General features: G+C 37.8%; 14 protein-coding genes. 10 read left to right on the forward strand and 4 right to left on the reverse strand.

All coding sequences use genetic code 11. The features are described from left to right. Nucleotides 1-37 precede the first annotated feature (37 nt). Nucleotides 38-1876 carry a glutamine--fructose-6-phosphate transaminase (isomerizing) gene (glmS, locus tag EGI26_RS05290; RefSeq protein WP_255076838.1) on the forward strand — a complete coding sequence of 613 codons (1839 nt, stop codon included), beginning with the start codon at nucleotides 38-40 and terminating at the stop codon, nucleotides 1874-1876. A gap of 3 nt (nucleotides 1877-1879) precedes the next feature. Here glmS and EGI26_RS05295 read toward each other — a convergent pair whose 3' ends face one another. Next, entirely contained in the window at nucleotides 1880-2479 is a 600-nt protein-coding gene (locus EGI26_RS05295) for a M23 family metallopeptidase (RefSeq protein ID WP_255076839.1), read from the reverse strand. Nucleotides 2480-2550: 71 nt separating this feature from the next. Between EGI26_RS05295 and panC the strand changes: the two genes are divergently transcribed. Next, a complete protein-coding gene (panC, locus tag EGI26_RS05300; RefSeq protein ID WP_255076840.1) occupies nucleotides 2551-3387 on the forward strand; it encodes a pantoate--beta-alanine ligase in 837 nt (278 codons plus the stop codon). Between the two features lie 46 nt (nucleotides 3388-3433). After that, nucleotides 3434-3775 (forward strand): bacillithiol system redox-active protein YtxJ, encoded by a 342-nt coding sequence (gene ytxJ, locus EGI26_RS05305; protein ID WP_255076841.1) that lies wholly within the window; start codon nucleotides 3434-3436, stop codon nucleotides 3773-3775. On the opposite strand, the gene EGI26_RS05310 is transcribed toward ytxJ, so the two are convergent. Further along, nucleotides 3769-4392, reverse strand: a complete 624-nt coding sequence (locus EGI26_RS05310) for a 4'-phosphopantetheinyl transferase superfamily protein (RefSeq protein ID WP_255076842.1) — start codon at nucleotides 4390-4392, stop codon at nucleotides 3769-3771. The genes ytxJ and EGI26_RS05310 overlap by 7 nt on opposite strands. A gap of 63 nt (nucleotides 4393-4455) precedes the next feature. On the opposite strand from EGI26_RS05310, the gene EGI26_RS05315 reads away from it, so the two are divergent. The 7 genes from EGI26_RS05315 to EGI26_RS05345 all read left to right on the forward strand — a co-directional run bounded on the left by EGI26_RS05315 (nucleotide 4456) and on the right by EGI26_RS05345 (nucleotide 12992). Beyond that, on the forward strand, nucleotides 4456-5355 hold the full coding sequence (locus tag EGI26_RS05315; RefSeq protein WP_255076843.1) for a WD40 repeat domain-containing protein: 900 nt from the start codon (nucleotides 4456-4458) through the stop codon (nucleotides 5353-5355). A gap of 158 nt (nucleotides 5356-5513) precedes the next feature. Further along, nucleotides 5514-6698: a DivIVA domain-containing protein gene (locus EGI26_RS05320; RefSeq protein ID WP_255076844.1), complete on the forward strand. Its 1185-nt coding sequence runs from the start codon at nucleotides 5514-5516 to the stop codon at nucleotides 6696-6698. Nucleotides 6699-6704: 6 nt separating this feature from the next. Beyond that, nucleotides 6705-7061, forward strand: a complete 357-nt coding sequence (gene folB / locus EGI26_RS05325; protein WP_255076845.1) for a dihydroneopterin aldolase — start codon at nucleotides 6705-6707, stop codon at nucleotides 7059-7061. 10 nt (nucleotides 7062-7071) lie between these two features. Continuing rightward, nucleotides 7072-8250, forward strand: a complete 1179-nt coding sequence (locus EGI26_RS05330) for an MFS transporter (protein ID WP_303626719.1) — start codon at nucleotides 7072-7074, stop codon at nucleotides 8248-8250. Nucleotides 8251-8333: 83 nt separating this feature from the next. Then, the gene (locus EGI26_RS05335; RefSeq protein ID WP_255076846.1) at nucleotides 8334-9215 is read left to right on the forward strand and encodes a bifunctional 5,10-methylenetetrahydrofolate dehydrogenase/5,10-methenyltetrahydrofolate cyclohydrolase; all 882 of its coding nucleotides are present in this window, start codon (nucleotides 8334-8336) and stop codon (nucleotides 9213-9215) included. A 207-nt stretch (nucleotides 9216-9422) separates the two neighbouring features. After that, the gene (gene htpG, locus EGI26_RS05340) at nucleotides 9423-11225 is read left to right on the forward strand and encodes a molecular chaperone HtpG (RefSeq protein ID WP_255076847.1); all 1803 of its coding nucleotides are present in this window, start codon (nucleotides 9423-9425) and stop codon (nucleotides 11223-11225) included. Between the two features lie 477 nt (nucleotides 11226-11702). Then, on the forward strand, nucleotides 11703-12992 hold the full coding sequence (locus EGI26_RS05345) for a nucleoside hydrolase-like domain-containing protein (protein WP_255076848.1): 1290 nt from the start codon (nucleotides 11703-11705) through the stop codon (nucleotides 12990-12992). A 194-nt stretch (nucleotides 12993-13186) separates the two neighbouring features. Here EGI26_RS05345 and EGI26_RS05350 read toward each other — a convergent pair whose 3' ends face one another. Continuing rightward, nucleotides 13187-13639, reverse strand: coding sequence for an FKBP-type peptidyl-prolyl cis-trans isomerase (locus EGI26_RS05350; RefSeq protein ID WP_255076849.1), 453 nt, complete (start codon nucleotides 13637-13639; stop codon nucleotides 13187-13189). 19 nt (nucleotides 13640-13658) lie between these two features. After that, nucleotides 13659-13916, reverse strand: a complete 258-nt coding sequence (locus tag EGI26_RS05355) for a DoxX family protein (protein ID WP_409035355.1) — start codon at nucleotides 13914-13916, stop codon at nucleotides 13659-13661. Nucleotides 13917-13960: the final 44 nt, after the last annotated feature.

The raw sequence follows: 13960 nt of genomic DNA on the forward strand, positions 1-13960 counted from the left end.
GGACGAAAAAACAATTGTAATATTTCAAGAATAATATATGTGTGGAATAGTAGCTTACATAGGACCGAGAGACGCAGCTTCTTTGATTTTAAAAGGACTAAAAAGATTAGAATACAGAGGTTATGACAGTTCGGGCATAGCCATCATCAATGAAAATGGCTTAGGGGTTTTCAAGAAAAAAGGAAAAGTTGTTGACTTAGAAAGCATACTGAATAAAGATTTAATATCTGCTCATGTGGGCATTGGACATACAAGGTGGGCAACACATGGAGAACCTAATGACGTAAATGCTCACCCGCATAAATCCAACTCAGGTAGATTTGCCATCATCCATAATGGAATAATCGAAAATTATTCTTCTATAAAACAGATACTTACCAATAAAGGATACATTTTTCATAGCCAAACCGATACAGAGGTTTTGGTAAATTTCATAGAAGAAATCCAAAAAACAAAGAACTGCGACCTACCAGAGGCTGTTAGAATTGCCCTCAAAGAAGTTGTTGGGGCTTATGCCATTGTTGTTTTGGATGCTGAAAATCCTGACGAATTAGTGGCCGCCAGAAAAGGCAGCCCTTTGGTAATCGGAATAGGTAAAGATGAATATTTCTTTGCATCTGACGCTACGCCAATTATAGAATACACCAAAGAAGTGGTTTATTTAGACGATTTGGAAATTGCAGTTGTCAATAAAGATGGTTTAACTATCAAGAATCTTCAAAACGAAGAGCAAGACCCTTATATACAAACCGTAGAACTTGAGCTTGAAGCCATTGAGAAAGGCGGTTATGATCACTTCATGCTTAAAGAAATTTTTGAGCAGCCGAAGTCAATAGCCGATTGCTTAAGAGGTAGGATAAATCCTGACGAAGCTATTATTCAGTTGGGTGGTTTGAGAAATCACATTTCGAAACTAGCCAAAGCTAAACGAATCGTATTTGTTGCTTGTGGGACGTCTTGGCACGCAGGTCTAGTTGGTGAGTACCTATTTGAAGAGTTGGCTAGAATCAATGTGGAAGTAGAATATGCTTCAGAATTCAGATACAGAAATCCCATCATAAAGGAAGGTGATTTTGTAATTGCAATTTCTCAGTCTGGCGAAACGGCCGATACATTAGCAGCCCTGGAATTGGCAAAATCTAAAGGTGCCATTATTTTGGGTGTTTGTAATGTAGTGGGCTCATCCATTTCGAGAATTACAGAAGCGGGAGTTTACACGCATGCTGGTCCAGAAATAGGCGTAGCAAGTACAAAAGCCTTTACAGCCCAGGTAACAGTGCTGACAATGATAGCCATTGCCACTGCTCAAGCCAAAGGAACTATTAATGACGAAACTTACAGAAGATTGTTGATAGAATTGTCGGCCATACCTTCTAAAGTAGAAGAAATTTTGAAAAGTGCTGAAGAAATAAAAGATATCTCTAGACTCTTTACTTTTGCTTCTAATTTTATTTTCTTAGGAAGAGGCTTGAATTTCCCGGTAGCACTAGAAGGAGCCTTGAAACTTAAAGAGATTTCTTACATTCATGCTGAGGGGTATCCTGCGGCGGAAATGAAACACGGACCGATTGCTTTGATTGATGAAGATATGCCTGTGGTATTTATAGCCACCAAGGATAGTTCTTACGAAAAAGTGGTATCCAACATCCAAGAAGTAAAAGCTAGAAAAGGTAGAGTAATTGCCATTGTGTCAGAAGGTGACGTAGAAGTCAAAAAGATGGTTGACTTTGCCATTGAAGTTCCCAATACTGATGAAATATTACAACCCTTGCTTACGGTTATTCCATTGCAAATCCTATCCTACTATATTGCTGTGATGAGAGGCCGTAATGTGGATCAGCCGAGAAATCTGGCGAAATCAGTTACGGTAGAATAATACTCAAAAAGCTTTTTCAAAAGTCATAAACAAAAAATCGAACGGGTCCAGATAGGTCTCGTTCTTTTTTAATGTGTAGTGCAAATGAGGCCCTGTAACCTTGCCTGTAGAGCCCACTTTACCAATGTTTTGCCCTTTGATTACCACTTGACCTTTTTTTACAGAAATCTTGCTCAAATGTCCATAGATAGATTCAAAACCATATTTGTGTTTGATTTTGATAAAATTCCCCAGATCCTCTCTAAAACCAGCATCTATTACCTTACCGTTTCCACTGGCTATCACTTGCTCTCCACTGACACCTTGCAAGTCTATGCCTCGATGAAATTTCAGTACATGATGAACTGGGTGTTTCCTGGTTCCATAAAACGAGTTTACTGAAATTTCTCTCGCTAAGGGATTACCTCCAGGTATGTTGTTGGCAAACAAAAAATTAAATGGATCGTTGTGGACATAGTTAACGATTTCGTTAAGTTCTACGATTGGGCTGAGTTCAATCTCCCAATAGTCATCTAAGAACAAGGCACTGTCGGGTTTTGCACTCAACTGAGCGTTAGCTAATTGAGAAAAAAACAATAAAAAAAACAAATATCTTAAAGTCATATCTTATTAAAAACAAACAAAATTACATTTTTAATGCTTAATTGCCTCCAATTTTAACATCCTTAACACAAATGGAGGTATTTGACACCATAAATGAGACGCAAAAGCATTTAAAAAGTTCCCAAAATAAAACCATTGGGTTTGTACCCACTATGGGTGCTTTACATCATGGGCACATCGCTTTGATAAAAAAATCGTTCGCCGAAAATGACCTAACTGTTTGTAGTATTTTCGTAAATCCAACCCAATTTAACAACCCAGAGGATTTAAAAAAGTATCCGAGAACCCTTGATGAGGACTGTAAAATGTTAGAAGAGGCAGGCTGCGATGTAGTTTTTGCCCCTACCGCTGAAGAAATGTACCCCAATCTTCCTCAAATAAAACTCAACTTTGGCTACTTGGAGGAAATAATGGAAGGCAAATTCAGACCCGGTCATTTTAATGGCGTGGGTATAGTGGTGGCCAAATTATTCCATATTGTAAAGCCAAACAAAACATATTTTGGTCAAAAAGACATCCAACAAGTGGCTGTTATTAACCGGCTTATAAAAGATTTTAGCTTTGACTTAGAGATGATAGTCTGCGATACTATCAGAGAAAATGATGGATTGGCAATGTCTTCTCGAAATAGGAGGCTTTCAGATGAGGCACGGGCCATGGCACCAAAAATTTACGAATCTTTAAAACTCGGAGAGAAACTTTTGCTGGCTGGAGAATCAATCGAAAGTGTAAAAAGTAAAATTTCTGATTTCTATCGAACATACTCAGAATTCGAACTTGAATACTACGAAATTACAGACTTTGAAAGTCTAGAAAGTATATCCAAGATTAGTCCAGAACGTAAAACGGCCATCATCATCGCTGCACACTTAGGTGGTGTAAGACTAATAGATAACTACATTTTTTGAACCATTTTTATCGATAATTGTTGATTTAATAAAGATATTTTAGATAATGAAGTGGTATAATTTAACAGACATCCAACAACTCGAAACCATTAAAGAAGAGTCTGCCGGCCAACCAGTAGCCATATTTAAGCACAGTACCAGATGCTCAATAAGTGCAACTGCTTTGGATAGATTTGAAAGAAATTGGGCGAAAAACCAAGACATCAAAGACCTCAAATTGTATTATTTGGATTTAATATCTCACAGGGACATTTCTAACAAAATAGCCTCCGAATTTGAAGTTGAACATGAATCGCCGCAGATACTCTTGCTAAAAAATGGAGAAGTTGTTTACAATGAATCGCATTATGGTATCGACTTCAACGAAATACTATCGAAAGTTCAATAAGCTATAACCAGCCAATATTCTGCTACTTTCTGGACAAAAACCTTATGCTCGGCTTCATAGTCGGGCATTTTTATTTTTCCAAATAAGCCATCAGATTTTTCTGTTAAAGTCAAATTTTCTTTAAAATCTACCTTGCGTTTGCCATAGAGTTTATACAAAGCCTCTTTTGCCGACCAAAGAATGGTAGCTTTATCGATATCCTCCGCCACCCAGCCCAATTCAGCTTTTGAACATAATCTACCAATAACTTTAAAAATTTGATGACGAGGCTTTTCAATATCCATACCAACCGCTCCAGCTTTGGATAGCACTACTCCGACATATTCCAGTGTATGCGTTACTGAAATCTCATAGGTAGAATTCCTCAAAAAAGGCTTTCCATGCTCGTCTTTGATTATGCCGTCAAAAGGTATTTTTTCTAAAAAACACATTTGAGCAATGGCGTTTTTCCCTGCCAAATATTCCTTTTTCTTGGTTTCATGGCTAATACTTTCCAAAATTTCTTTGTCATTCTCATCAGGGTTTACAAGTTCTACCAATTCTTCCAAGGTTTCGGTGAGATTCCAAACCATAAAGTGAATTTCCTCAGATAATATTTTGTTGAAAAATAACGGCATCAAATATTTTTGGTGGAAAATTGCAATAAATATCACGAATTAGAAAGTTCTACCAAGAAAAAAATGAATTTTAATATAGAAAAAATAGAAACCTTTACGGGTCACAAAGATTGTGTTTATACACTCTGTGAAGGCAATTCTTTGAATAGCTTTTTTTCAGCAGGTGGGGACGGAATGGTGGTGGAATGGGCAAAAGCTGACCTTGGAAAACCAATAGCTAAAGTCGAGAACTCCATTTATGCCATGTTTAATTTACCAGATGAAAACAGACTTTGGATTGCGAACAATACGCAAGGCTTACATTTGATAGACACAAAAGAGAAAAAAGAGCTGCTCAATTTGCCTCTTGGAAAAGTTTCTATGTTTGATATTAAGAAAAATAACCATTTGTTAATAATCGCTGACAACATTGGTTTTTTACATATCCTTGACACGGAAATCAACAAATTCGTAAAGCACTTTGAAGGAGCCCAGAAAAGTGCCCGCTCCATTGCTGTGAATACAAAAAGAAACGAAATGGCTGTGGGTTTTTCAGACTGGAAAATAAGAATTTATGACCTAGAAAATTACCAGCTAAAGTACGCCCTTGATGCTCATCAAAACTCCGTTTTTAGTTTACAATACATCAACAACGAAGAAATGCTCGTTTCTGGTGGTCGTGATGCACATTTGATGATTTGGGACTGTCAAAATGGTTACGAAAATACTGAAATTATTCCAGCTCATTTGTTTGCCATCAACCACATTATCTACATAGAAGAACATAAAATACTGGCCACCAGCAGTATGGATAAATCTATCAAAATATGGGATTCAGAAAATCTAAAACTGAAAAAAGTAATAGATAAATCAAAAAATGCCTCTCATGGCACCTCTGTAAATAAATTGCTTTGGTTAGAAAAAGAACAAGTATTGCTTTCGGCCAGCGACGACCGAACTATTTCAATGTGGAATTTATTTTAACTTACATTGTTTTTTTTGTTATTTTGTGGAAAATTAGAAAGCAAAATTTTTCAGAAGAGCCAACAGGAAAAAAAACAAAGCTATTGGAAAATAAATCTGAACACATTTTGTTCTTTTAACAAGGGTCTCAGATTGTTTTTCCTAAATACAATACAAAAATGAAAATCACGTCATTAGAAATTAAGCAACACGAGTTCGAGAAATCTTTTAGAGGTTACGATATTGAAGAAGTAAACCATTTTTTATCGAACATCGCCCAAGAATGGGAACGCATGCTAAGCGAATCAAAGATGCTTAAAATGCAATTGGATATTTCTGAAAAAGAAGCATCTAAGCTGCGTGAAGTGGAGATGACACTGATAAAGACCCTCAGAACTGCCGAAGACACCAGCACGAGACTCACAGAAAATGCAGCCAGCGAAGCTAGCAAAAAAATAGCTGAAGCAGAACAAAGAGCCGCTCAAATCATAGCCGAAGCCGAAAATACAGCCAGCCAGTTGGTTGCCGAAGCTGAGCAAAAAGTAAAAGATGTTAACACTGCAGCAAAAACTGAATTTACTGACCTTGAAACAAACTTCCAAAACCTTGAGGTTCAGAAAGTTCAACTTCTTGGACAACTAAAATCAATTGCTTCTAAAATTGACAGTATCGTAAATGATAACAGTGAATCTTTTCAAGAAACACCTGTTTCGGTTGTTGCCAAGGAAATACCAGTTATAGCAAAAGAGCCAAGTATAGAAATGGAAATAGATGAGGAAATTGTTGAGGAGGAAACTTTAGAAGAAGTCGCTGCCGCTGTGAAAGAACAAGATGATGTTGAATCTCATGGAATAAGTTTCTCCTCTGCTGTAAACGAAATAAATCTGGAGAGCAGTCAAGATGACAAAACGAATTTAGAAATTATTGAGGGTATTGGGCCAAAAATAAAAGAGGTACTCAACAACGCAAGAATTGTTACATTTAGAGACTTGGCCACAACACCTATTTACAGAATAAAAGATATTTTGGATGCGGCAGGGTCGCAGATTTCGGCTCATGACCCCAGCACGTGGGTAGAGCAGTCGTTGCTTGCCGAAAATGGTCAATGGGAACAATTGGAAGATCTCAAAAACTACCTCGTGGCTGGAAGAGTGCCTAAGGAAGACATTATAGAAGATAAACCAAAGGCTGAACCAATTCCTGAATCTGGCAGTACGGAAGAAATGCTCGATAAAGTGAACAAAGTAAAAGCGGCAATCAGAAAAGCAATGGTAGAAAAAGCTGAACCTAAAGAGCCAAAATCGGTTAATGATTTTATTGCAGAGAAAAAACAGAGCGGTTCGTTTTTCGACAACTTAAACTAAGCCAATATGGGCCAGATAGCTTTAGAGGGCATGGAGTTCTTTGCCTATCATGGGCATTTTGACGAAGAACAAAAAATAGGGAACAAATACAGCATTGACGTACTTATAGAAACCGATTTGTCAAGACCAGCCAGTTCTGACAACTTAAAAGACACGATCGACTATGGGGATGTGTACCAAATGGTTAGAATGGTGATGTCGAAAAAGCATCGTTTATTGGAGCATGTCGGTCACGAAATAATAGACGCCATTAGGTTTAAGTTCAATGCAATAAAAAAAGTTACTGTCGAAGTTTCTAAGTTCAATCCTCCCATTGGTGGGGTTTGTCACAGAGCCAAAGTAAAACTTGAAGAAAGTTTCTGAAAAACATATCTTGAAAAAAAGTATATTTACATTACAATTCTGGCTTCTTTGCACTAGTTCATTCCTGTTCTTTTCTAGTTTTAATATGCTCATCCCTGAGCTTCCCGAATACCTTTCAAAAATGGGAGGCGGTGAATTCAAAGGCCTCATCATATCATTATTTACGCTTACAGCTGGACTTTCGCGTCCTTTTAGTGGCAAACTTACCGACAAAGTGGGCAGAGTGCCTGTTATGGCTTTTGGCTCTTTGGTATGTTTTGTGTGTGGTTTTTTATACCCTTTAGCTACTACAGTTATTCCATTTTTCCTTCTTAGGTTTGTTCATGGATTCTCAACGGGTTTCAAACCTACCGGAACCTCAGCATATATTGCAGATATTGTTCCTGCTGACAGACGCGGCGAATCCATGGGCGTTCATGGTCTCATAGGGGGCTTAGGGATGGCATTCGGACCAGCTTTGGGCGGATGGATAGTTCAACATTTCGACATCAATGTATTATTTTATACCTCCTCAATTCTTTCTTTGTTGTCGATTTTGATATTGCTCAATATGAAAGAAACTTTGAGCATTGAAAGGAAAGAAAAATTTGCAGCTGCTCATTTAAAAATAAATCGCCACGAAATTATAGACAAATCTGTGATGCCTGTCGTTATTGTAATATTTTTCACCTCTTTTGCCTACGGCACCATCGTCACTTTAGTACCCGATTTGAGCCAAAGTATTGGTTTAAAAAACAAAGGATATTATTTTTTGGTATACACACTTGCCTCAATTGCTATTAGATTTTTAGCTGGAAAGTGGTCAGACAAAAATGGTAGAGAACAAGTACTCGTAATAGGCTGTTGGACATTGATATTTGCAATTCTTATCATTGCATTTGCTCAAAACGTCTTTATTTTGACTATCTCAGCCATTTTATTTGGAGTGAGCATGGGTATTATTTCTCCTATTTCACAGGCATGGACGGTAGATTTATGCCAAGAAGAAAATCGAGGAAAAGCCATAGCTACCATGTATATAGCTCTCGAGGCGGGAATAGGATTTGGGGCGTTACTGCCCACCTTTATCTATCAAAACAAAATAGAAAATCTGCCCGAAACATTCTTATTTTCTATGGCGGTTGTATCCATAGCCTTGATCTACCTTATTCTTTACAAAAGAAAGAAAAAAACTATACACTACATTTAATATTTCAGCAAATAGCCTCATGCTAAATTGGAAACCAGCACGCATCGTTTTATCTTTGTATCAGTAATATAAGCTATCGAATAATGGAAATAATAGACGGAAAATTAATATCTGCACAAGTAAAAGCCGAACTTCAGATTGAAGTGGATAAAATTAAAGCCGACGGCGGTAAAATACCTCATCTCGCAGCGGTTTTGATTGGCGACAATGGTGCAAGCGAAACCTATGTAGCTTCTAAAATAAAATCTTGTGAACAGATTGGTTTTAAATCTACATTAATTAGAAGAGATTCTACCAGCACCGAAGCCGAAGTTTTAGAAATAATTGACCAGCTAAACAAAGACGAAGATATTGATGGTTTTATAGTTCAGTTGCCCCTTCCTGCTCATATTGACGTTGATAAAGTAATAGAGGCCATCGACCCTAAAAAAGATGTAGATGGTTTTCATCCAATCAATATTGGCAGAATGGCCAAAGGTTTGCCTGCTTATATTTCTGCTACGCCTTACGGAGTATTGGAGCTTATAAAAAGATACAAGATAGAAACTGCCGGCAAGCATTGCGTTGTGGTAGGAAGAAGCCAAATAGTTGGACTTCCGATGAGTATTTTGATGCAAAGAAACACCTACCCTGGCAACTGCACAGTGACATTGGTACATAGCCGCACCCAAAACCTAAAAGAAATGTGCCTCCAAGCAGATATTTTGGTAGCCGCACTAGGTAAACCCGAGTTTATAACTGCCGACATGATAAAAGATGGTGCTGTGGTAATAGATGTTGGTTTGACAAGAGTGGTGGATGAATCTAAAAAAAGTGGATTTGCTTTGAAAGGTGACGTGAAATTTGACGAAGTAGCACCAAAAACAAGCTTCATAACGCCAGTACCTGGTGGAGTAGGCTTAATGACGGTGGCTGCCTTAATGTACAACACACTTTTGGCATCTAGAAAAGAAATTTACAAGTAATAAATATTCTTTTTCAAGTAGTTTACCGTATTCCATTCTTTAATTCAATTCTTTTTGTAACCTTAAAGGTTTCAAAAAACCTACTATTAAACCAATAAACAGTAACTAGGCAACCAAGGGCAAAAACAACTGTCAAATTGTCAGAAGTCACTGCATTGGAACATCCTTTGATTGTTAGCTATCTGTAATTTAAAAATAATACAGACAATGGTAACAGAAAAAGGTACAATTTCGATTAACACCGAGAACATTTTTCCGATAATTAAAAAATTCTTGTATTCCGACCACGAAATCTTCCTGAGAGAATTGGTTTCGAATGCGGTGGATGCAACACAAAAAATCAAAAAACTATCTTCTATTGGTCAGTTTGACGGCGAATTGGGCGATTTGAAAATAAAAGTCTCTTTCGACAAAGACGCCAAAACCATCACCATATCCGACAAAGGATTGGGTATGACCGCCGACGAAATCAAAAAGTATATCAATCAGATAGCTTTTTCTGGAGCCAAAGAATTTGTAGAAAAATACAAAGATGAGTCTGACAAAACACAGATAATCGGACAATTTGGCTTAGGCTTTTACTCTGCCTTTATGGTAGCCAAAGAAGTAGAAATAATTACGAAATCTTATCAGGATGCACCAGCAGCAAGGTGGTTTAGCGATGGCACTACGGAATTTGAGATTTCACCAGTGGAAAAGGCCGAAAGAGGAACTGATATTATTCTACACGTTGCCGAAGATTCCGAGGAGTTTTTGGAAGAAAGCAAACTGGAGCAAGTATTGATAAAATACGGCAAATTTTTGCCTGTAGAAATAGAATTCAACGAGAAAGTAATCAATAACCCTTCTCCTATTTGGGTAAAGACACCGTTGGATTTGAAAGATGAAGACTACATAGCTTTCTACAAAGAGTTGTATCCTTACGCCGAAGATCCGTTGTTCTGGATTCACCTAAATGTAGATTATCCGTTTAATCTTACTGGTGTTTTGTACTTCCCGAAAGTGAAGCAAGACTTCCAACTGAACAGAGAAAAAATACAATTATATAGCCGCCAGGTATTTATTACGGATGATGTGAAAGACATTGTCCCTGAGTTCTTGCAGTTGCTACACGGTGTGATAGACTCACCAGATATTCCGTTGAACGTTTCGAGAAGTTATCTTCAAGCCGATGGCAACGTAAAACGTATCAACTCGCACATTACCAAGAAAGTAGCCGATAAATTATCTGATTTATTCAGAGACGACCGCAAGGCTTTTGAGGAAAAATGGGAGAGCATTGGTTTGTTTGTAAAATACGGCATTATATCTGACGATAAGTTTTTTGACAGGGCCAAAGATTTTATATTGCTCAAAAACACCGAAGGTGCGTGTTTTACAATAGAAGAATACAAAACCAAGCTAGAAGTCAACCAAAAAGACAAAGACGGCAAAGTTGTAGGGCTTTACGCCAACGACATCAGCAAGCAGGACGCCTTTATCAGCGGAGCCAAAAAGCGTGAGTTTGATGTATTGGTGTTCGATGACGTGTTGGATTCGCACTTTATCAATGCCATGGAAAGTAAGGTTGAAAACTTGACCTTCAAACGTGTGGATGCTGACACTTTCGACAAGCTGATAGACAAAGGTCTGAAACAAGAGGTGGTATTGGGCGAAGAGGAGAAAAAGAAAGTAGAAGAAACCTTCAAGGAGTTTGTGGGCAACAACATTGTGCAGATAGAAGCCTTGCCAGTGGACGAAATCCCTGTATCTATTGTGGTGCCTGAGTTTATGCGTAGATACGCCGACATGTCTAAGGTAAACGGCCAAGGAGGTATGTTTGGCAATATGCCGATGATGTACAACTTGGTAGTAAACGGCAATCACCCAATCATAGGTAAAATAGCCAAAGAAGGTAACGAAAGCGGCCTCGCAAAGCAACTCTACGACTTGGCCTTGCTCTCACAAGGTATGCTAAATGGTGCTGATTTGACGCAATTTATTGAGCGTTCGGTGGAGAAACTGGGGTAATATTAACTCATTAATTTTAACAAAAAAGCCGCTCGAAAGCGGCTTTTTTTGTACGTTTCATAAAATATGTTGGGATTCTACTAAAAATGGCACCAAAACACCTTTAGATTTTACCCAAAATAATGGAAAACATCTTTGAATTTCTACTTTTAAGCCTTCACCTTAGACGACAATAAGCTAATAATTAGCATTTTGTGAACTCTCATTAAACTAAAAAATATAAGCTAAGAAATTAAATAATTTCCTAACCGAATTAAAAAGAAATATCGGAATCAGAATTGCTTTAGAAAGCTTCTCAAAATGCGAAAAAAATCAAGGTTTTACCTTTGTCTGCAGTGGGAGTCTGTTTTGAAAAGGTTAAATTCAAATAAAAAAACATAACATTATTCGCCTTAACAACAATAACCGGTACAAATTCCACTCAACCCCTAACACCCTTTCCATTTTTCTATTAATTTTGGTTAAGAACCTTAATAAATGAATAGAATAATAGTTTGCCTCGCTTTTTGTTTTATTTCTAATATGTTATTTGCACAAAAAGCAGTTCCTGTTAAACCTAGGATTCTGATTAGTACCGATATTGGTGGCACTGACCCTGACGATAATCAATCAATGGCTCACTTGTTGATGTACAGTGACAGGTTTGATATTGAAGGACTTGTTTCTTCCCCGTCCTATGGCAGCGGCAGCAAAGAGGAAATTTTGAGAATGATCAGTTTATTCGAAAAAGACTTGCCTAAGCTCCAGAAGCATCAAAAGGGCATTCCGACACCCGAATATTTGCGTTCAGTAACCAAACAAGGGCGAAAAGGAAATGCTCCATTCATGGGTTACACAAAAGCCACCGAGGGATCGGATTGGATAATTAAATGTGCAAAAAAGGAAAGTGAACAGCCTTTGTGGATTTTAGGCTGGGGCGGATTGGAGGATTTGGCCCAGGCTCTACACGACGCCCCCGAAATTCAAAGTAAAATAAGGGTGTATTGGATTGGAGGTCCCAATAAAAAATGGAGTGCAAACAGCTACGCCTATATTGCCGAAAACTTTCCAAACCTTTGGTTTATTGAGGTCAACGCTTCATATTATGGTTTCTTTTCAAACACCAACTCGATAGACAGCGTAAAAAGCTCTGACTATTACGACAAATACATCCAAGCAGCTGGGCATTTGGGTAAAGATTTTAAAAGCTATTACAACGGTGAGATAAAAATGGGCGATACGCCGTCACTTTTATATATGATGGATGGCGACCCTGATAATCCTATGCGAGAAAGTTGGGGAGGTAGCTTTGAAGCCATCAATCATAGCTCGCGAGTGGTATATGACCGCATCACCAGTATCAAAGACACGGTAGCATTTTGTACGGTTGTTGAGTTTAGATTTAAGGGAGATGAAATCGACATCCCTGCAGACTCTACATGCTTTTGGATGGAGACGACTTATAAAAACAATGTACAAAAATGGGCAGGCTATTATTTGGGCAAAGGACAATATGCCGTTAAATATGCACCCAAACAAGCAGAAATAGTCAACTACAAATTCACCTCAAATTTGCCTAATTTTCCAGAAAAAGAAGGAAAATTAGTTGTTGATAATCTATGGCCTGGAAAAAGCCATAACGCTGATTTTAAACTTGGTACCCATTGGTATTCTGACAAATCAGACCCACTACTGTATGATGGAAAAATACAAGGCGGTCAAACAATTTCGAAATGGCGGTCAAGCATTTTGCTGGATTGGGCTGAGCGTTGGGAGTGGCTTAGATAAGTTTGAATAAACTGAAAGTTACATAACTGAATATTCTTTAAAATAGCTAAAAATCAAATGTAGATTATTAGGATTAAGACAGACTCTTTCTTTTAATAGATAAAAGTGATAAAGTCTATTTTTAAATAGAGCAAAGTGAGAGCAAAGACTCACACAATGGTATAAATCATGCTAAGTGAACACCTGTCACAAAATTAGTTTATTGACAGGATCTCTATCTCAAACAAAAGTGGAGAGTTGCCAGGAATACCATTTGTACCAGAACTTCCATAACCCAAATTTGATGGAAAAATCAGCGTAGACGACTCTCCTACTCGCATTTTGGCGATGCCTTCGTCAAAACCTTTGATTACTTGGCCTCCACCCAAAACAAAACTAAATGAACCAGAGTCAAATTTCTTACCAGTCAATAATTTGCCTGTATAGTTAAGTGTTACCACTTTGCCCTTCACCAAGATTGTTCCAGCAGCATTTTCTTTAGTGCGAATATATCGTAAACCCGAGACTGTTTTTTCGGTTACCACCAAACCTTTATTTTGAATATAGCTTTCAATTTGTTCCTCTTCGGTACCAGACAGCGTGTCTTTTTCACACGAAAAGATTACCACAGACCACAACAATACCGCTAAAACTTTGAAATACTTCATGAATAACAATTTAAGATTTTTATAAATATAAACTCACCCACCAAATCAATAAGGCCTGTAGAGGCAGCCTTCCCCAACGTATTATTGGAGATATTTTCTGGAATTTCTCACCAGTGGCCATGTATATATTAGCAGGAAAAACGAGAAGCAAAAGCAATATTAATCCCCATGCCGAAGCTGCCTGCATTTTAGGTAAGAGCAAATTATATCCAAAAACGATTTCAGCAATTCCGCTAATCCAAACCGCCTCCTTATGAAACGGCAGATAAGGTGGCATTATGGAAAGGAAAAATTTGGGCTTAGCAAAATGCATTATACCAA

The sequence above is a fragment of the Lacihabitans sp. CCS-44 genome (assembly GCF_024343735.1).
In the GTDB taxonomy this organism is placed as follows: Bacteria; Bacteroidota; Bacteroidia; order Cytophagales; family Spirosomataceae; genus Leadbetterella.

Excerpts from the sequence above, each read along its gene's own strand:
- glmS (WP_255076838.1), top strand. The coding sequence starts at position 38 with ATGTGTGGAATAGTAGCTTACATAGGACCGAGAGACGCAGCTTCTTTG.
- EGI26_RS05295 (WP_255076839.1), bottom strand. The coding sequence starts at position 2,479 with ATGACTTTAAGATATTTGTTTTTTTTATTGTTTTTTTCTCAATTAGCT.
- panC (WP_255076840.1), top strand. The coding sequence starts at position 2,551 with ATGGAGGTATTTGACACCATAAATGAGACGCAAAAGCATTTAAAAAGT.
- ytxJ (WP_255076841.1), top strand. The coding sequence starts at position 3,434 with ATGAAGTGGTATAATTTAACAGACATCCAACAACTCGAAACCATTAAA.
- EGI26_RS05310 (WP_255076842.1), bottom strand. The coding sequence starts at position 4,392 with ATGCCGTTATTTTTCAACAAAATATTATCTGAGGAAATTCACTTTATG.
- EGI26_RS05315 (WP_255076843.1), top strand. The coding sequence starts at position 4,456 with ATGAATTTTAATATAGAAAAAATAGAAACCTTTACGGGTCACAAAGAT.
- EGI26_RS05320 (WP_255076844.1), top strand. The coding sequence starts at position 5,514 with ATGAAAATCACGTCATTAGAAATTAAGCAACACGAGTTCGAGAAATCT.
- folB (WP_255076845.1), top strand. The coding sequence starts at position 6,705 with ATGGGCCAGATAGCTTTAGAGGGCATGGAGTTCTTTGCCTATCATGGG.
- EGI26_RS05335 (WP_255076846.1), top strand. The coding sequence starts at position 8,334 with ATGGAAATAATAGACGGAAAATTAATATCTGCACAAGTAAAAGCCGAA.
- htpG (WP_255076847.1), top strand. The coding sequence starts at position 9,423 with ATGGTAACAGAAAAAGGTACAATTTCGATTAACACCGAGAACATTTTT.
- EGI26_RS05345 (WP_255076848.1), top strand. The coding sequence starts at position 11,703 with ATGAATAGAATAATAGTTTGCCTCGCTTTTTGTTTTATTTCTAATATG.
- EGI26_RS05350 (WP_255076849.1), bottom strand. The coding sequence starts at position 13,639 with ATGAAGTATTTCAAAGTTTTAGCGGTATTGTTGTGGTCTGTGGTAATC.
- EGI26_RS05355 (WP_409035355.1), bottom strand. The coding sequence starts at position 13,916 with ATGCCACCTTATCTGCCGTTTCATAAGGAGGCGGTTTGGATTAGCGGA.